The 18,618-nt window shown below is 26.1% G+C and carries 19 protein-coding genes; 12 read left to right on the top strand and 7 right to left on the bottom strand.

The annotated features are described in order from the left end of the window. Window positions 1-86 precede the first annotated feature (86 nt). The 5 genes from EPJ79_RS02700 (at window position 87) to EPJ79_RS02680 (ending at window position 4,904) form a co-directional block, all read left to right on the top strand. Complete coding sequence (locus tag EPJ79_RS02700; protein WP_147738350.1) at window positions 87-278, top strand: hypothetical protein; 192 nt, start codon at window positions 87-89, stop codon at window positions 276-278. 490 nt (window positions 279-768) lie between these two features. Beyond that, a complete protein-coding gene (locus tag EPJ79_RS02695; RefSeq protein ID WP_147738349.1) occupies window positions 769-1,008 on the top strand; it encodes an OadG family protein in 240 nt (79 codons plus the stop codon). A 45-nt stretch (window positions 1,009-1,053) separates the two neighbouring features. Further along, window positions 1,054-2,847, top strand: a complete 1,794-nt coding sequence (locus tag EPJ79_RS02690; protein WP_147738348.1) for a biotin/lipoyl-containing protein — start codon at window positions 1,054-1,056, stop codon at window positions 2,845-2,847. A gap of 31 nt (window positions 2,848-2,878) precedes the next feature. Further along, complete coding sequence (locus EPJ79_RS02685; protein ID WP_147738347.1) at window positions 2,879-4,255, top strand: sodium ion-translocating decarboxylase subunit beta; 1,377 nt, start codon at window positions 2,879-2,881, stop codon at window positions 4,253-4,255. A 64-nt stretch (window positions 4,256-4,319) separates the two neighbouring features. Continuing rightward, on the top strand, window positions 4,320-4,904 hold the full coding sequence (locus EPJ79_RS02680) for a biotin transporter BioY (RefSeq protein WP_147738346.1): 585 nt from the start codon (window positions 4,320-4,322) through the stop codon (window positions 4,902-4,904). A 195-nt stretch (window positions 4,905-5,099) separates the two neighbouring features. On the opposite strand, the gene murI is transcribed toward EPJ79_RS02680, so the two are convergent. Further along, on the bottom strand, window positions 5,100-5,909 hold the full coding sequence (gene murI / locus EPJ79_RS02675) for a glutamate racemase (RefSeq protein WP_147738345.1): 810 nt from the start codon (window positions 5,907-5,909) through the stop codon (window positions 5,100-5,102). 275 nt (window positions 5,910-6,184) lie between these two features. On the opposite strand from murI, the gene EPJ79_RS02670 reads away from it, so the two are divergent. The 4 genes from EPJ79_RS02670 to EPJ79_RS02655 are packed head-to-tail and all read left to right on the top strand — an operon-like array spanning window position 6,185 to window position 9,201. Continuing rightward, window positions 6,185-6,679, top strand: coding sequence for a hypothetical protein (locus EPJ79_RS02670; protein WP_147738344.1), 495 nt, complete (start codon window positions 6,185-6,187; stop codon window positions 6,677-6,679). Between the two features lie 21 nt (window positions 6,680-6,700). Further along, complete coding sequence (locus EPJ79_RS02665) at window positions 6,701-7,399, top strand: HAD-IA family hydrolase (protein WP_147738343.1); 699 nt, start codon at window positions 6,701-6,703, stop codon at window positions 7,397-7,399. Between the two features lie 18 nt (window positions 7,400-7,417). After that, entirely contained in the window at window positions 7,418-7,636 is a 219-nt protein-coding gene (locus EPJ79_RS02660) for a hypothetical protein (protein ID WP_147738342.1), read from the top strand. Next, window positions 7,600-9,201: a glycosyltransferase gene (locus EPJ79_RS02655; protein ID WP_147738341.1), complete on the top strand. Its 1,602-nt coding sequence runs from the start codon at window positions 7,600-7,602 to the stop codon at window positions 9,199-9,201. Before EPJ79_RS02660 ends, EPJ79_RS02655 begins: the two co-directional genes overlap by 37 nt. Window positions 9,202-9,501: 300 nt before the next feature. Here the strand turns inward: EPJ79_RS02655 and EPJ79_RS02650 are convergent, their stop codons facing one another. Both EPJ79_RS02650 and EPJ79_RS02645 read right to left on the bottom strand, forming a co-directional pair. Further along, complete coding sequence (locus tag EPJ79_RS02650) at window positions 9,502-9,909, bottom strand: hypothetical protein (protein WP_147738340.1); 408 nt, start codon at window positions 9,907-9,909, stop codon at window positions 9,502-9,504. A gap of 663 nt (window positions 9,910-10,572) precedes the next feature. Continuing rightward, a complete protein-coding gene (locus tag EPJ79_RS02645; RefSeq protein ID WP_147738339.1) occupies window positions 10,573-11,007 on the bottom strand; it encodes a tetratricopeptide repeat protein in 435 nt (144 codons plus the stop codon). A gap of 106 nt (window positions 11,008-11,113) precedes the next feature. Between EPJ79_RS02645 and EPJ79_RS11485 the strand changes: the two genes are divergently transcribed. Further along, a complete protein-coding gene (locus EPJ79_RS11485; protein WP_158634342.1) occupies window positions 11,114-11,263 on the top strand; it encodes a hypothetical protein in 150 nt (49 codons plus the stop codon). 41 nt (window positions 11,264-11,304) lie between these two features. Continuing rightward, on the top strand, window positions 11,305-11,583 hold the full coding sequence (locus EPJ79_RS02640) for a class I SAM-dependent methyltransferase (protein ID WP_147738338.1): 279 nt from the start codon (window positions 11,305-11,307) through the stop codon (window positions 11,581-11,583). A 550-nt stretch (window positions 11,584-12,133) separates the two neighbouring features. On the opposite strand, the gene EPJ79_RS02635 is transcribed toward EPJ79_RS02640, so the two are convergent. From EPJ79_RS02635 to EPJ79_RS02620, 4 genes are all read right to left on the bottom strand, one after another. Beyond that, complete coding sequence (locus tag EPJ79_RS02635; RefSeq protein WP_147738337.1) at window positions 12,134-12,433, bottom strand: hypothetical protein; 300 nt, start codon at window positions 12,431-12,433, stop codon at window positions 12,134-12,136. A 1,108-nt stretch (window positions 12,434-13,541) separates the two neighbouring features. Continuing rightward, window positions 13,542-13,820, bottom strand: a complete 279-nt coding sequence (locus EPJ79_RS02630) for a hypothetical protein (RefSeq protein WP_147738336.1) — start codon at window positions 13,818-13,820, stop codon at window positions 13,542-13,544. Between the two features lie 204 nt (window positions 13,821-14,024). Next, window positions 14,025-14,414 carry an AAA family ATPase gene (locus tag EPJ79_RS02625; protein WP_147738335.1) on the bottom strand — a complete coding sequence of 130 codons (390 nt, stop codon included), beginning with the start codon at window positions 14,412-14,414 and terminating at the stop codon, window positions 14,025-14,027. A 209-nt stretch (window positions 14,415-14,623) separates the two neighbouring features. Then, window positions 14,624-14,851, bottom strand: coding sequence for a hypothetical protein (locus tag EPJ79_RS02620; protein WP_147738334.1), 228 nt, complete (start codon window positions 14,849-14,851; stop codon window positions 14,624-14,626). A gap of 1,065 nt (window positions 14,852-15,916) precedes the next feature. Here EPJ79_RS02620 and EPJ79_RS02615 point away from each other — a divergent pair. Continuing rightward, the gene (locus tag EPJ79_RS02615; protein ID WP_147738333.1) at window positions 15,917-18,556 is read left to right on the top strand and encodes a calcium-translocating P-type ATPase, PMCA-type; all 2,640 of its coding nucleotides are present in this window, start codon (window positions 15,917-15,919) and stop codon (window positions 18,554-18,556) included. The last annotated feature ends 62 nt before the right edge of the window (window positions 18,557-18,618 follow it).

Genomic DNA, 18,618 nt, shown 5'->3' with positions numbered 1-18,618 from the left:
AAGATTTTGATAATAAAAATGAAGAAGAACAAAATTCTAATGAAAAAGAGGTTGAAATAGTTAATTCAGGTTTATAATCAAAGAGTATGCCTAATTTATATATCGATTCTTTGGATAAAGCAGTTTATATTATAACAAAATATTCTAATGAAAATCTAAAAACTTTATTGGAAAATAGTGGTAATTTAGAATTTTTAAAAGAAATTTTAGAAAAGGCAGAATCTTTACCAAAAGATAAAATGGAATTGATTTTGGAATTTTTACAAAGAAAGAAATAGGAACGAAGAAGCCAAAATGGATAAGTGGTTAATTGGTGGTGAAATAGGGGTAAGTTTTTTAGCAATTTTAGCAGCGGCTATTTTATTACCTAATGACAATAATTCTTCTAACAACAATAAGTTAAAATGATTTTATTTTGATATTATATTTGTAGGATATATTAGATTAGATAATTATATTTAGTTTAATACCTCCTCTTATTTTTTAAGTTATTCGTAATTATTATTTTCTATTCGGTTAATTCCATCTATATAATTCGCATTCAAAATTAAATGCTTTTAATAAACGCTATAAGCAAAGTTTTAAGCGAGAATAGAAGATTTAAATATAATTCTATTAAGTGAATAAAGAAATATATTCTAATTCAAAACCATTAATAGAAATAATATATTAAGAATATCAATATTAAATTAATTATATACTCTTGAATATAAATAAAAAATATTGTATAATTATCGCATAAAAAATTAATCTTTTGGAGTAAATTCTATGAATAATGAAATATTAGCAGCTATTCAGATAATGCTTATCGGTATGGGAGTTGTAGTTTTATTTTTAATTATATTAGTTTATGTAATGAAATTTGTAAGTCTCGTTATAGCTCAAATAAATAAAATAATGCCGCCTCAAGAAGAAGCGATTTCGTCAGCGCCCGTCCAATCGGCAAGCGGAGATAAAATGAAGGCTATAGCGATAGCTTTGGCTCATATACATAGCAATAAAAAATAATAAATATAAAAAATGTTTTTAATTAATTTAAGGAGAAATTAAATAATGTCAAAAAAAGAAATTAAATTTATGATAACGGCGTTTAGAGACGGCTTTCAATCCGTTTACGGAGCGAGAGTTTTATCTAAAGATTTTATGCCAGCCGTTGAAGCTTTCGTTAATGCGGGAGTAAAATATTTTGAATCGGGAGGCGGTGCTACATTTCAAAGCGCTTTTTTCTATAATAATGAAAACGCTTTTGATGTAATGGATTCTTTTAGAAAAACCGTAGGTCCCGATGTAGATTTGCAAACTTTAGCGAGAGGCGTTAATGTTGTGGGATTAGAATCTCAACCAAGAGAGATGATTAAATTGCATGCAGATTTATTCAAAAAACATGGCGTGACTACTATTAGAAATTTTGACGCGTTAAACGATGTTAATAATTTGATTTATAGCGGAAAATGTATTAAAGAAGCTGGACTCAAACATCAAGTTTGCGTTACTATGATGGCTCTTCCGCCTGAATGTAAAGGCGCTCATGATTCCGAATTCTACGCTAAAGTTTTAAAACAAATTATGGATAATGTAGAATACGATTCTGTATGTTTTAAGGACGCTTCGGGAACTACAACTCCTCAAGTTGTTTACGATACGGTTAAAGAAGCGAGAAAATTACTTGGAAGCGATATTCGTATTCAAGTTCATAGTCATGAAACTGCGGGAATTGGAGCATTGCAATATAAAGCGGCTATCGAAGCGGGAGCGGATTATATAGATTTGTCTTTAGCGCCAGTATCGGGCGGAACTTGTCAAACCGATTTAATAGTTATGTGGCATGCTTTAAGAGGAACGGATTATTATTTTGATATAGATATTGATAAAATAAGAGACGCAGAAGAAGTATTTAAAGATTGTATGAAAGATTATTTCTTGCCTCCAGAAAGTAGAACAGTAGAGCCAATGATTCCTTTCGCTCCAATGCCAGGCGGAGCTTTAACTGCAAATACTCAAATGATGCGCGATATTAATGTTATGAATAGATTTCCTGAAGTTATTAAAGCTATGACGGAAGTAGTTGAAAAAGGCGGATTTGGAACTTCGGTAACTCCAGTTTCTCAATTCTATTTTCAGCAGGCTTTTAATAATGTAATGCAAGGAAATTGGAAAAAGATAGCGGACGGATACGGTAAAATGGTTTTGGGTTATTTTGGTAAAACTCCGACTACTCCCGATGCCGAAATAGTGAAAATTGCAAGCGAACAGTTAGGATTGCAACCGACTACAGAACTTGCTATGGATATTGATGATAAAAATCCTAAAAAAGGCAGAAAAGCCGCGGAACAAGCTCTTAAAGACGCGGGAATTGACGATTTATCGGATGAAAATGTATTTATTGCGGCAGCTTGTAAAGAAAAAGGAATTCAATTCTTAAAAGGCGAGGCTAAATTAGGAATAAGAAAGAATGTTGAAGAAAGCGCTAAAGCGACAAGCAATGAAGTGACTATAACAATCGGCGGTTCAAGTTATGGAATAAAAATAGAAAATGGAAAAGCGATAGTTGACGGCATAAGTTATGATTATTCTATTAAAGACGGAATATCTCAAACGATTTCGACTCCTACTCAAGCTACTTCAAGCGGAGCGGCTACTCCTGTAACGGCGGGACTTCCTGGAACGGTTGTAAAAATAGTTTCTCCCGTTGGAACTCAAGTTTCTGACGGAACTACAATATTGATTGTCGAAGCTATGAAAATGGAAGTTGAAATAAAATCTTCCGTTTCTGGTTCGGTTAAAGAGATTAAAGTTAAACCTGGCGATTCGATTGTAGCGGGACAAGAATTAGCGATTGTCGGTTAAGCGTAGGTATTTGAAAAAGGAGAAAACACAAATGAAAAAAATATTTTTAGTATTTGCGCTTATATTTATGACGGCTTCAATTTTATTTCCTCAAAATAATTCTACGGAAAAGCTTGATATGAAAGAAGCGGTTATTTCGCTTTTAAGAAATACGGCTTTCGGAGGATTTTTTCCTAAAAGCGAAGAGGATAAAGCTGAAGAGCGGGCAAAACTTGAAAAGAGCATTCAAGAAAAATACGAAATAAAATTGCATGATATACAAATAAAATCTGTTCCTTTATGGCAAAATATTATAATGATTTGCGTAGGGCTTGTTTTGGTTTATTTGGCTATTGCAAAAGATTTTGAGCCTTTGCTTTTGATTCCAATCGGTATGGGAGGCATTTTGGCTAATATACCAGTCGCTAATATTGCCGCAATTCCTGTAGTTCAGGTTATTAATAATATTCCCGTTACTATAAGCGCGGGAGGATTTTTAGGACAAGTTTATACTTTCGGAATAGAAGCGGGTTTATTTCCATTGTTTATATTTATGGGAGTCGGAGCTATGACGGATTTCGGTCCTCTTATTGCCAATCCTAAAACCGCTTTGCTTGGAGCAGCCGCACAAATAGGAATATTCGGAACTCTGCTTGGAGCTATGCTTTTATCGGCTTATGTTCCCGTTATAACATTTACTTTAAAAGACGCCGCTTCAATAGGAATAATTGGCGGAGCTGACGGTCCTACAGCCATATTTACGGCTTCAAAATTAAGCCCTAGTTTGCTTGGCGCTATTGCCGTTGCCGCATATTCTTATATGGCTTTAGTTCCGATAATTCAGCCTCCTATAATGAAACTTTTGACTACTGAAGAAGAGCGAAAAATAGTAATGAAACAACTCCGTCCCGTAAGCAAGAGAGAAAAAGTTATTTTTCCTCTTACTGTTATTATATTAATCGCTTTACTTTTGCCTGATGCGGCTCCTCTTATTGGCGCTTTAATGTTTGGAAATTTAATAAGAGAATCGGGAGTTACAGAAAGGCTTTCAAAAACTGCTCAAAACGAATTTATAAATATAGTGACGATTCTTTTGGGTTTGTCGGTTGGAAGTAAATTAGCTGCGGAAAAATTTTTACGATTTGAAACTATAGGAATATTGGTTTTAGGGCTTGTCGCTTTTTCTATGGGAACTGCGGGAGGAGTTTTGCTTGCTAAATTAATGAATCTTTTTAGCAAAGATAAAATTAATCCTCTTATAGGTTCTGCGGGAGTTTCTGCCGTTCCTATGGCTGCAAGAGTAGCAAATAAAGTCGGACAAGAAGCAAATCCTCAAAATTTCCTTTTGATGCATGCTATGGGTCCGAATGTATCGGGAGTTATAGGCTCTGCGGTTGCGGCGGGAGTTTTGCTTGCGATATTAGGATAATTAAGTTATAAGATAATAAAATATAAATTAAGAAAAATAAATAAAAATTTTTAAGGAGAAAAAAATGACTACACTAATTAAAAAATACAATGATGCGAGAGTTTATTTGATTAACGATGCAGGCATAGTTCAAAAAATGGCGCTTTCAATACTTTTTGCCATTATTTTAGCGGTTGCCTCTCAAATAAAAATATTTCTCTCTTTCACTCCCGTTCCAATTAATCTTGGAACATTTGCCGTATGTATGGCGGGTATGACTTTAGGCGGTTTCTGGGGATTTGTTTCGGTTGCAATATATATGTTAGCCGCAGCCGTTGGGCTTCCCGTTATCGCTGGCTCAAGCCTTATAGGAGCGACTACAGGATATATAATCGGTTTTGCTATATGCGCTTTCGTTTTGGGAAAATGGACGGAAAGAGGCAATATAAAGAAAGATAGTTTTGTAAAGACTTCAGCCGTTTTATTTATATTCCAAATAGCGATTATTCATATATGCGGTATGATAGGCTTATATATATGGTCGGTTTCAACGGGTTCGCCTTATACTCTTACTCAAGTTATAATGAAGGGAACTATTCCGTTTTTATTTGGAGATAGCATAAAGTCAATAATTCTTTCGTTATCAATGGGTTTTATTCTTAAAAAATAAAATAATAGAATATAAAAATCTACAAGAATAAAAGAGTTCGTAGAAATACGGGCTCTTTTTTTTATTTGAATTTGATTTTAAGATTTTATGTTTTTTTTGTTGTTCTGCGTCCCTTTGATAAAAGCATGCAAAATTACACTTACTTTTTTAATAAAAAGCAATAATAAATTTTTTATAAGAAATTAAAAATATTCACTAATCCAAATTAATTAATTCTAATTTATATTCTTTGTTATTCAAAAATATATTCAAAAGATTTTGAGCTTTATTTTTATCATTTAAAGTAGAGTATATAATAAATTGATTTCTTTTGCCTTCATTTAAAAGATTATTTTCTTTCAAATATTTTTTTACCGATAAAGCGGTTTTATGGCTCGCATTTACAATATTTTTTATATTCTTTTTATTTTGCTTCAAAACTTTTTTTATATCTTTAATTATTAAAGGATAATGAGTGCAAGCTAAAATTAAAGTGTCAGAATGCAAATCTATATTTTTTATATAATCGTTTAATATTTCAAATCTATCTTCGTAGTTTTGCCAATTATTTTCTATCATTGGACATAATTTTTTGCAGGCTATCTGTTTTATCTTTATGTATTTATTATATTCTTTTATTTTTTTTAAATATATTTTTGATTTAACCGTAAAATCCGTAGCCATAATCGATATATTATTATTTTCTGTTTTATTTATAGCGTCTTTGCATGCATTTGAAATTACTTCTATTATTGGAATATTATATTTTTCTTTTAGTACTTTATAAGCGGATGCGGATATTGTATTGCAAGCTATAACTAATATTTTGCAATTTTTATTTATAAGAAATTCCGCCATTTTTGAAGACAATTCTACAATTTCTTTTTTTGATTTATCGCCATAAGGAATATTTTTATTATCGCCGAGATAAATATAATTTTCATTCGGCATTAATTTTAATAACTCTTTCAAAATCGTTATTCCGCCAAATCCCGAATCGAAAACTCCTATAGGCTTAATATTCATAAATATAAACTCTGAAATTAAATTAAAATTATTATATAAAAAAATAATATAAAATCAATTATCTTTGTAAACACTATAAATAAGTAAATATAATATTAAATTTTTATTAATTAAGTATAAATTTATAATTTAAGTATTGACATTTTTTATTAATATGTTATAATTCTTTTAAAGTAATTGTTAAGTGTAAATTATATTGCTTGACAATTTTTTATAAAATATGTATAATATTGAAAAAATTGATTGTAATTGTCGAAAAAAGGAGAGCATGAAAAATGAGCGGATGTAAATTCTACAATACAATACAATACAATACAATACAATACAATACAATACAAGCCATTATTATAATTTTTGGCTGTTTTTTCATTGCAAAACTAAAGAATTATTTGAAACATTATAATTATCTATTTGAAAAGATAAAAAATAACAATGAAGAATATATAAAAATAATCGAAAAATATTTTGATAAATCTATTATTAATCAATATTTGCATTTGCAAAAATATAACGAAATAGAAAATAATAATTTAGAAGAATTGAATTATAAACTCTCGCCATATTTCTTTTATATGATTTTTATAGATTACAAAATAATAATTAAATTATTCGGCATTAGAATTGTTATAAAAAATAAAGAATGTTCCAACAAAATAATTGTAATAAGTTTGAGTAATTTTTTGAGGCGATTATTTTCTATAAATACAAAAAAGATTGAAGGGAAGAAAATTACTTTTTTAAACTTGTTAGGATTTAATTTTAAATTTTGAAATAAATTAAGGATTTGTATTATGTCGATTTTAAATAAATTATTTAGCTACAATGAAGATTATAAATATAAAGTATGGAAAATATTTGGAATAAGATTTTCAATAGTTAAAAAATATAAAGCTAAAAAAGTAAATATATACGAAGAGATAAAGAAGCATAATATTATTTCTTTCGATATATTCGATACTTTACTAATTCGTCCTTATGTAAAGCCTACCGATTTATTTTTGCATATTGAAAAATTATATAAGATTAAAGGATTTCATAAAAATAGAATAATGGCGGAAAAATCGGCGAGAGGAAAATATATTGATAAAGAAGAAGTTACATTAAACCAAATCTACGAAGAGATTGACGAAAAATATAAACGATTCAAAGAAATTGAAATAGAATTGGAAGAGAGAATATTATCGACACATAAAGAAAATAAAAAAATATACGATTACGCTTTAAGTTTGGGAAAAAAGATAATCATAGCATCCGACATGTATTTGCCTAAAAATGTTATAGAAAAAATACTTATAAAAAATAATTATACGAATTATTATAAATTATATTTGTCTTCCGATTTAATGCTAACAAAAGCTTCGGGCAATTTATATAAATATATTATAAACGATTTAAATGTAAAACCTTCAACTATAATGCATTTAGGAGATAATTATCATTCGGATTTTGAAAATGCAAGATTATACGGAATCGATGCATTTTTTATATAAAAGATAATTGATATTTTTTTGAAAGATAATATAAGAGCGGAAAAATTATTGCATAAAGATAAAAATAATATCGGCGTTTCAATTATGCTTGGATTATCCGCTTTTAGTTGTTTTAATAAAAATGATAAAAATAAAGAAAATAATTATTGGCGTAATTTTGGATTTATATACGGAGGTCCTGCCGTCTTTTCTTATATGAATTGGCTTGCGGAGATAAAAATTTTATTATTCCTATAACCGTAGCTATAACTTCAATTTTAACTAATATTAATAAATTGAGAATAGCAAGATTTTTCTTAATTACTACAGATTTTAGCGACAATGAAATTAACACGATATTAAAATTAAAAAAGAAATATAATTTTGAAATTATAAATATTGATATAAAAAATAATATAAATATTTTTGATAAAATAGATATTACAAAAAACAAAATACCTTATGTGTCTTTAGCCGCTTATTACAGATTATTAATGTTTAAAGTATTACCAGAAAATGTTGATAAATGTTTTTATATAGATGGCGATATGATTATTGATACTGATTTATCAATTACATACGATAATTTAACCGAAGAAAAACTTGCTTCCGTAATCGTTGAACCTTTGGCTATGCAACATAGAAAAAGTATATTATCTCATTGTTATGAAATTGATGATTTTAAAAATGACGCTTTGGAATATCCTTATTTTAATACGGGTTTATTTTTAGTAAATATAAAACTTGCAAACGAACTTAATATATTTGAAAAAATGCTTGACTTTTTAAATAGGTATCCAAATCTTCCTTATGTAGATCAAGATATTTTAAATGCCGTAATCGGACAGCAACATTCGGATTTGATAAATTATTTAGAACCTTCATATAATGTATTTTGCGATATAGATTATGAACAACCTTTTAACTATGCTTTTTATAACGAAGAAATAATAAAAGCATCTTTCAAAAATCCAAAAGTTTATCATTATGCGGGAGCTAATAAACCCTGGATTAATACGAAGGTAGCCAATTATTACGATATATGGTGGAAATATTTAAAATTATCGCCGTATAGAAAAATGAAAAATCCTAAAGATAAATATAAAATGGCAAATATAAAAAATAAAATATCTAAAATTTTGAGTTTCATTTTTTATAAAAAGTCTGAAGGAATATACAATATAATAACAATATTTGGAATTAAAATAACTCTTAAAAACAAATTTACTATAAAAATTAACGATATTAATAACAGAATTAATAGAGAATTAGAAAATATAAATTTTCAACTATTCAGAATAACTCCAAAAGCGAATATAGATTTTGTAGAAATACATTTGACGGAACATTGCAATTTAAATTGTCAATGTTGCTCTCATTTTTCAAATTTAGCCGAACAAGAATTTACAGATATTGAAATATTTGAAAGAGACATTAAAAGACTATCCGAATTATCCAACGGCGAAGTTAATATAATTCACTTAATGGGTGGCGAACCGTTATTAAATCCGCATTGCGAAAGGTTTTTTGAATTAACGAGAAAATATTTTTATAAAACCGAAATAAAATTAATCACAAACGGCATTTTATTATTAAAACAAAATGATAGTTTTTGGCAGTCAATGAAAGATAATAATATTACTTTAGCTCCGACAAAATACCCGATAAAAATAGATTGGGATAAAATAAAAGAAATTCGTAAAGACATGAATATAAAATTAATTTTTTTTAACGGTGAGGATGTTATTAAAATAAGTTTTTATAGTCCGCTTAATTTGGAGGGGATGAAAATCCCGAATGGAATTTTAGAAATTTTTTTTTAGCAAATAATTGTTTAATATTAGAAAATGGCAGATTATATATTTAGTAGGCAATATTTCAAATTTACCATAGTCACTTCCAGCACTACATAATATTCCTATTCTTAATAATGTTCTAGAAGTATTAGCTACCACAAAATAAAGAATATATATTATTATTGGTAGTATATAAAAATATAGAATCTGATGTTATTATACATTTTATAAATTTATATTTCTTTATATGACTATATACTATGTGATAGGATCTCAATATGTTGCTTTTTAATTTATCTGGATTTTTTATACTAAGATAAGATGCTACTAATAAATCCAAATAAAATATATAACCTTCCATAAATATACTTCCAAAAATATATTTTTAATAAAATTCCATTTATTATCTATATCAAAATTCATAATAAAATTAAAATCGACCTCTTCAACTTTATTACAATATGTTAAATCGTAATTAAATTTATACGAATGCCAATTTCTATTAAAATTATCAAATTTATCTTTATCAGAAAAGTCCATTCTATCTTTAGATGAAAATGGAACCATATAAATAAATGAAAAGTTATAAAAAATAAATTCTGAAACTAAATAAGGAAATTCTTTTGACACATTTTCTTTTCTATAAAATAAACTTAAAAAGACAGGTTTTTTTTCATCGGCACTAATATTTTTATTAAAATAAGTTATTATAAGCGGTAGCTTTTTATCTTTCAATTCACCATTATAAATTTAATAGTATTTGGAAAGTCTTTTATAATTACGACTATCGGATACATTATATGGTTTTTTTCGCCGTATCAATCTCATATAGCATAATAGAGAGAAAAAATATCCATAAAATTAGCTTCGATTTTTTTATATTATCCTCACTTTCTATACCAGATTCTTTTTTTAGATGTGTCATAGTATAAAAAAATTCTTTAGCTGTAACTTTATCTTTACCAGGAAAAATACAAAAATAATCACCTATATGAATTTTAGCAAATCTTATAATCAATCCTTGAACAAATTCATTATCACCATTTTTTTTTTATAAAGTATTTTCTAACAAATTTTTTAATCTTACCACTTAATTCTTCAGTCATTTGATGCGTTACCAAAAAATTTATTTTATGGGTTCTATAACTATTTCAGAAATAATATCTATTAAATCAAATATGATACATTGGTATATTGTATTTAATGTTAATGAAAAATACACTCCAGATAGAGATTGGATATACATCTTATATTCTTCTACTTTCTCAAATTTTACAGACATATTAAAACATCTTTCAGCTTCCTCATTATTTCCTAATTTTTGTAATGAAAGCCCCTTATTTTTATATGCACTTGTATTATAGGATATAATTTTATTGCTTCATCGTATTTTTTAATTTATTCTCCATAGTTATTTAAATAATAGTTGGCAATACCTATATAATTTAATAAATCAGACTTTAATTTATTACCGTTATATTTTTCAGAAATATTTACTTTCTCTATAGTTTCAGTAGTAAAAGCTATTATCTGGTCATAGTCCTTTAATTTAAATAAAGAAGATATTTTATTTATACTGATGTCTATTATACTTTCATCATCATTTTTACTGTTTACTAATGCAAGCGCTTCATTAAATTTTTCTAAAGCTTTTTCATTATCACCCAATTTACCATAACAAGCACCTATATCTTCAATAGCTTTAATATTATCTTTATCTTTTTTCAAAATTTCTTCAAATATTAAGATAGCTTCATTAAAATTATTCTCATCATATTTATTTATAGCTTCATTAAATAACTCTTCTATTTTATCATTACTTATAGTTATCATAATTTATTCCTTGAAAATTTATATTTAACATAAGTTAATTGTAGCAAAAATCCTAAAATTGTCAAATACATCATACTTTATAAAAAATTTCAAGTAAAGATACAATTTGAAAGTTATAGAACAATATGGCGAAGATACATATTCTATAGACAAAAACTGTTTGGTTACGGGAACTTTAATCGAGGATAAAATGAAGATTATAAAATATTATAACGAGCAGTTTATGATTTATATTTTGAAAGTTGTTAAGGAGTGATTATCTTTTTTAAGACTGAAAAAGTTATTGATAAAATTTATATGGGTTGTGGAGATGATTATAAAGATGGTTATGTAGGTTGCGATGTCCGAAAGACAAAAACCGCTAAAATTATTTGCAAGGCTTGGGAATTATCTAAATATTGCAAAAATGTTAATGAAATATATTCAAGGCATATGGTTGAACATTTGACTTATACGGAATTTAATGAAACATTAAAAGATTGGTGTAAAGCATTAACGGGGGCTAAATTGCATATAATTTGTCCCGATTTAGATTTTTATATAGAGCAGTTTAAAAATGCAATATTTGACGAATAAAATTTTAATAATAAATGGTCGAATTTTTCACATGGAGTAGTGGGATTGTATAGTTGGCAAAGAGAATGCGATATTGATAATAAAGATATAAAAACGAGATATTGGGATGTTCATAAATCTGTTTATAATAAATAGATTATGTATTTTATTTAAGCAGGAATGGATTTATTGATTTTATGCAAATTATCAGAATTAGTTATTAATTGTATGTATCCTATAAAAGCATTTTTCTGTCAATGCTATACCACATGTATTTTTGTCATGCGATATTAATTATTCGCTTACTAATTGATTTATAGATTTATTAAAATATAGTTTTTTATATTTGAATCTAAATCACCATAATAAAATAATTAATTTATGTTACATCTTCTTTCTTTATCTTAATCTAATATTTTAGAATTTATTTTATTTATAGTATCATCTTTATCTGAAATAATTAAATTAAATCCTTTTTGAGTTAAAGCTATATTATGACCATTGCATAATATTAATTCTTCATTTATTAATTTATTTATAGTTTTATTAAAATATAATTTTTCATAATAACTTAATTCTTGAATATATATATGGCTATAATCAAAATTTTCATTAATTTTTTATTATTTGTTACTATTTCAATTAAAATATCAGAGCATACCTTATTGATAATTTCTATGTTCATCATTTCTAAATCAAATTTTTTGTCAATTAAAATGATTTTTACAATTTCATATCTTATTATCCTTCTGTTATTTAATTCATCTAACACATCTTGACAATATTTTTTAATATAGCTTTTGTCACGAAAGATATGGTATTTTTCTTTTGGTTTAATATAATATGAACATTCTTTATATAGTTTTTCCATATCTAATTACGAATTATTATCAATATCTTTAAGTTTATCTAAAATAAATATTAGCATTTTAAACTTTTATAAATACTTACCATAATTTAATACCTCAATTAAATGATAATTTATTTACCTGTAACTATAATATAAAATAAATTTAAATCAACTACTTCTATATAATAAAAATAATAAATTTTTGAATAGTTTTAATACATAACCACTCCCAAAACATCGAAAATTAATATGATAACTATAATAGTAAGTTTATTAATTTTTAAAAATATTAGGGCTTGAAAAGTATTAAAGAAGATTTTGTAAAAAAGTTAAAGAGTTATTAAAAGTATAAATTGGTAATAGAATTTTATATATTTTATGGATAAAATCAATTTTAAAAATAATGTTGATTTTTTATTAGAAACCTAATTTACTTAAGTCTAAATTATTGAATTTTCTGTTAAAATTTGTTTATGTCTTTCTAATATTTCTTTTACAGTGTGAGAATTATATACTTGAGTGTTTTTATTAAAAGCGGATAAAATTATTTTCATTTGGAATTCGTCTATTTTTTATAAAGGCATACATAATATATTATTAATTGCTTTTATAAAGCCTTGACTATTTTCAAACACTTTGCATCTTTTAGTAATCTCTTCATAATATATTAAACTGCTTATATTTTTAAATTTTTCTAGTTCGGATAATTTTGAAGCATAAAATTTATCAAGCTTTTTAGATACTAAATAGTCTTTTATTAATTTTAATCCATAAAAATAATTATAATCTTCTAATAATAAAAGATCTGTATTTTTAAAAAATCAATACCGTAAGTCTTCATCTATATTAGATAGTATTTGAGCATTAGCTCTAAATATAATAATAGATAATATTGTATATTTCTATTATTACTATTAGAGATTTCTTATCTCCCTATATATATTTCTAAAGTTTGTATCAGAATTTCTCTTTTTTCACTATATAAACTAGATATTAAATATTCAATCTTATAAGTCTTACCATGAGCCGCATTATTTATCGTATTTTTATAGTTCTTACACATTAATTGCAATTGTGATTTATTAGGAAATATTATTTTAAGGTTATTATTATTTACAAAATCCATTAATTATTTATCCCAATTATTCTCATTAATTAAATCATATTTTTCAAATAGAATTTGACTGTTTAATTTTTCTAAAGAATTCTTATATTTTAATATTCTATCTCTCATAATAGTATCAAATCCTATCATAGCCATAACTATAGCAGCTCTATAAGCACCAGATTTATAGCATATTATAGATTCTTCAAATACATTTTTTATTTGCCCTATATTATTAGCTTCAGACGAAAGAGATTTATTCTCGCATTTTATTTCAAGCCATTTTTCAAAATTATGTTTCATATAATCGATTCTCTTTATATTATATAAATACGAAGACAAAATAGAGGACTTTCTGGTATATTATTATTTTGCATTTTTGTGTAATTCTCCTAAATCTATTTGATTTTCTTTATATTTCCATATGATATATGGAGAATGAGTAGAAATTATAATACTTATATTCTTATTTTTTATTATATTAAATAAATCGTCAATAAATCTTTTTTACCAAGCTACATGCAAAGATAATTCTGGTTCATCTATTAGCATCATTATGATTTTATCAGTAGAAAATATAAGTTCAAAAAATAATATAATTTCCTGTTTTTCACCAGAAGATAAATCGCTTAATTTTATTTCATTATCATTATCAGAAAATATTTGTATTCCATCATTTTTAGAAATCCTTATTTTTTTATAATATAATTTTTTATTAACTATATTAGTAAAAGTATCTAATTTTTCTATAAGTTCTTTGTATATGTTATATTTTTTATCAAAGTCATCAAAATATACCTTTAATGCTCCAGAATATTTCTTTTTAAACTTAAAATTTATTTCGTCTATATTACTAAATAACCCATAATTATATAATATACTTAATTTTTTATTCATATCATTTTTTTATCTTCAAATTCTTTATTAGTTATTTCTTCTTTATTTCTAAATAGTCTAATTGGATAAGTGCTATCTACTCTATATATTGTTTATTAAATAATCTATCATCTTTTATATAATAGATTTTTTCTATATTTTTTCAATTCGCTTAATATATTGCAATCCAGAATTGGCTTTTTGTGCTTTTACTTCTTCCTCTTTCACTATTAAATGTTTCCGCCATAGTATAAAAACCCATAGAATTCTTTTTTCTTTTTTTCTACACTTATATTATGAAATTTTATTGCATCTTTCAAATTATCAATCTTATCTTTATTATAGCTTATTATCATATTTATTCCATCTTTTAATAAAATAAAAGAATTAATGTTTATTTGTATTTCTTCAAATTCTAATTTATCAAAATATTCAATTTTATTAATATCAGTAAACACCTATAAACATTTTAATATGGTAGTTTTACCAAAACCATTGGGGCTAGTTAATATGGTAATCCTACTTTTTTAGTTTAAATTTGTAATTAAATTTACCAAATAACTTTTTAACTTCAAATGACAACATTATTTTTTTCTTAAATAATTTTAACTATAATATAATATCATTTTATAAATAAACACAAATATTATTAAATTAATATTTTTATAAAATTATAAAATATATACCAATAAAATTTATTATAACAAACTCTTATCGTGCGACATATTGGATATTTTAATGAAAAGAAAAGTTATAACAATGGAATATTTACATTCTAATAAATTCGATTATTTTAAATATCTACCACAAAATACACTGGAGACATAATTAACGATATAAATAAAGCTAAAATATACAAATACGCATTTGCCGAAAGAATTGATTTAACGCTTAATTATTTTAATTAAATAAAAAATTATTTGAAAGAAACCAAAGCAATTTATATTATATTAATTATGATTTAAGTGAAAAATATTATAATGATTTTCAATTTATAAATCGTTTAGTAATTATATTATTGAAGATAAAAATAATAAATTAGAAAAAATGATAAATAATATTATTTCAATTTTTAATGAGGTTATAAATAGGATTACTTGGTTTATTACCGATTAGAAAATGGATAGATAATTTTAGAAGTAAATTTTCTAAATAGTAAATATTAATTAATAAATTTATTTAAAAATAGAATAATTAAAAAATATTTTTTACAATATCATAGGCTAAAAAATACTACATAAATTCAATAATTAATTTTTATTCTATCATTTAACTATTGACATTATTTTATTATATAATATAATTTATTCTACATAAATTAAAAAATACTCAAGAGGGAGTAGTTGACGCAATTAATTTTGCGTGGCGAAGTCAACAATCGCAGCCCTTGAAAAGCAGGGTTTGGCTAGCCTTAATTAATGAGACTCGGGTATAAATAAGTTTGTAAATTATAATTTGTAAGCTTATTTATATTTGAGTCTTTTTTATGCTTAAAAATAGTTTAATTAAAAGGAGAATTTTTTATGAATGAATTTTTAGGAACAAAAGAGGATGTATTAAAAGAGCTTAATATTAATCCTAAAATTGGACTAACGGAAGAAACAAAAAAATTAAGTTTAGAAAAATACGGGAAAAACAGTTTTACAAAAGAAAAAGGAATTTCATTATTTGGCAAAATATTGGAATCTCTAAAAGAGCCTATGATATTAATGCTTATATTTGCAGGCTTAATTGCAATCGGAGTAAATACGGTTAATTATTTAAATGGCGGGCATTTTGATATTTTTGAATGTTTGGGAATATTTATCGCCATTTCATTATCCGTAATTATAACCGTAGTAATGGAAGGCAAAAGCGCAAAGGCGTTTGAGGCTTTAAATAAAATAAACGAAGATATAAGAGTAAAAGTTATAAGGAACGGAAACTTGGAAATAATAAATCAAAAAGATTTGCTTGTCGGAGATATCGCTTTTATAGAAACGGGAAATAAACTTCCAGCCGATGGCAGGCTTCTTGAAAGCGTATCTTTGCATATAGACGAATCCGCGCTTACGGGAGAAAGCGAAACGGTTGAAAAAAATTGCGATGCTATATTTACAGACGAAAAAGTTCCCGTTGCCGAAAGAGTAAATATGGCTTATTCTGGTTCTTTTGTCGCTACAGGAAACGGTAAAATGGTAATAACTTCGGTTGGCGATAGCACAGAGTTTGGAAAAATCGCTCGAGAATTATCGTCTACTAAAAAAACTTCTACTCCTTTACAAGAAAAACTTGCAGAATTAGGAAAGAAAATCGCTTTAATTGGAATATTCGCAGCCGCTATAGTTTTTATTATACAGTTGATTAATTTTATTAGAATAGGCGAAGCTAATTTTGTAAATATATCCGAAGCTTTTATTACTAGCATAGTTTTAATAGTCGCTTCAGTTCCCGAAGGTTTGCCAACGATTGTCGCCGTCTCTCTTTCAATAAATATTATTAAAATGGCTAAACAAAAAGCTTTGGTAAAAAAAATGGTTGCCTGCGAAACTATCGGAAGCGTAAATGTTATATGTTCCGACAAAACGGGGACATTGACGGAAAATAAAATGACTTTAAATAAATTATATATAAACGGAGAATATATAGAGCCTGAAAATATAAAGAATCAAAAAATAATAGAAAATTTTTGCATCAATTCTACAGCGGATATTAATTATAAAGATAACGCTATTAAATTTTTAGGAAATCCTACAGAATGCGCTTTATTGGTTGGAGCGAATAAATCGGGTTTTAATTATAAAGAGATAAGAGAAAAATCAAAAATAATATTTGAATATCCTTTTTCTTCAGATACAAAAAATATGACTACAGTATCGGAAATTAACGGAGAATATTTTGTATTTACTAAAGGAAGCCCCGAAAAAATAATTTCTATGTGTAATATAAACGAAGAAGAAAAAAAAGATATAGAAAAAACTATTGAAAAATTTCAAGACGAAGCTAAAAGAGTTATCGCATTCGCTCATAAAACGGTTTCGGAGTCCGTTGAAAATAATAGAGCGGATTTGGAAAGCAATTTAATTTATGACGGTTTTGTAGCAATTTCGGACCCCGTAAGAAAAGAAGTTTATGACGCGGTTAATCAATGTAGAAGCGCGGGAATTAATATAAAAATGCTTACGGGAGATAATATTGTAACGGCAAGAGCGATTGCAAGAGAGTTAAAAATGTTAAACGAAAATAGTTTAATTTTTGAAGCTAAAGATATAGAAGCTATGAACGATGAAGAGCTTAAAAATAATATCGATAAAATATCGGTTATAGCGAGAAGCACGCCAACTATAAAAATGCGAGTCGTTAATACTATAAAAAGTATGGGAAATGTAGTCGCCGTTACAGGAGATGGAATAAATGACGCTCCCGCGATAAAAAACGCCGATGTCGGAGTCGCTATGGGAATAACGGGAACGGAAGTTTCAAAAGAAGCGAGCGATATAGTTTTGCTTGACGATTCTTTTGCCACAATAGTTAAAGCGGTTCAATGGGGTAGGGGAATATACGATAATTTTCAGAGATTTATTCAATTTCAGCTTACGGTTAATTTTGCTTCGGTTATTGTAGTTTTATTATCGACTTTAACGGGACTTAAAGCTCCATTTACTGCAATACAATTATTATGGATAAATATAATTATGGACGGACCTCCCGCAATAGCTTTGGGACTTGAGCCTATAAGAGGCGATTTAATGAATAGAAAACCGACAAAAAGAAACGCTAATATAGTGACTAAAAAAATGTTTGGAAAAATAATATATTCGGGAATCATTATGATTATATTATTTATGATTCAAAGCAAATTAAATATATTAAATGTGGCGGAAAACGAACGCTCAACGGTTTTATTTGTTATGTTTGTTATGTTTCAAATATTCAATTCTTTCAATAGCAGAGAATTAGGATTTGACAGCATATTTAAACATTTTTTTGATAATAAATTAATGCTTTTTTCTATGTTAGGAACTTTTATATTGCAAATACTCGCCGTTCAATATGCAGGCGGATTTTTCAATACGATTCCTTTAAGTTTTAACGCTTGGATAAAGATTATAGGAATGGCTTTTATTGTTATAATAGCTTCGGAAGTATTAAAAATATTTGAAAGATTTGCATCAAAAAAGTAAAAAGTTATTAATCTTACTTTTTTAATTTTTATTAATTAAATAAATAAGAAAAATTATAATAT

Source organism: Brachyspira aalborgi (assembly GCF_008016455.1).
GTDB lineage: Bacteria > Spirochaetota > Brachyspiria > Brachyspirales > Brachyspiraceae > Brachyspira > Brachyspira aalborgi.
Note: the sequence above shows the minus strand (reverse complement) of the source record. Positions and strands in the feature narration are given on the sequence as shown.

Coding starts and splice junctions, on each gene's coding strand:
- EPJ79_RS02700 (WP_147738350.1), top strand. CDS start 87: ATGCCTAATTTATATATCGATTCTTTGGATAAAGCAGTTTATATTATA.
- EPJ79_RS02695 (WP_147738349.1), top strand. CDS start 769: ATGAATAATGAAATATTAGCAGCTATTCAGATAATGCTTATCGGTATG.
- EPJ79_RS02690 (WP_147738348.1), top strand. CDS start 1,054: ATGTCAAAAAAAGAAATTAAATTTATGATAACGGCGTTTAGAGACGGC.
- EPJ79_RS02685 (WP_147738347.1), top strand. CDS start 2,879: ATGAAAAAAATATTTTTAGTATTTGCGCTTATATTTATGACGGCTTCA.
- EPJ79_RS02680 (WP_147738346.1), top strand. CDS start 4,320: ATGACTACACTAATTAAAAAATACAATGATGCGAGAGTTTATTTGATT.
- murI (WP_147738345.1), bottom strand. CDS start 5,909: ATGAATATTAAGCCTATAGGAGTTTTCGATTCGGGATTTGGCGGAATA.
- EPJ79_RS02670 (WP_147738344.1), top strand. CDS start 6,185: ATGAGCGGATGTAAATTCTACAATACAATACAATACAATACAATACAA.
- EPJ79_RS02665 (WP_147738343.1), top strand. CDS start 6,701: ATGTCGATTTTAAATAAATTATTTAGCTACAATGAAGATTATAAATAT.
- EPJ79_RS02645 (WP_147738339.1), bottom strand. CDS start 11,007: ATGATAACTATAAGTAATGATAAAATAGAAGAGTTATTTAATGAAGCT.
- EPJ79_RS02640 (WP_147738338.1), top strand. CDS start 11,305: ATGGGTTGTGGAGATGATTATAAAGATGGTTATGTAGGTTGCGATGTC.
- EPJ79_RS02635 (WP_147738337.1), bottom strand. CDS start 12,433: ATGGAAAAACTATATAAAGAATGTTCATATTATATTAAACCAAAAGAA.
- EPJ79_RS02630 (WP_147738336.1), bottom strand. CDS start 13,820: ATGAAACATAATTTTGAAAAATGGCTTGAAATAAAATGCGAGAATAAA.
- EPJ79_RS02625 (WP_147738335.1), bottom strand. CDS start 14,414: ATGAATAAAAAATTAAGTATATTATATAATTATGGGTTATTTAGTAAT.
- EPJ79_RS02615 (WP_147738333.1), top strand. CDS start 15,917: ATGAATGAATTTTTAGGAACAAAAGAGGATGTATTAAAAGAGCTTAAT.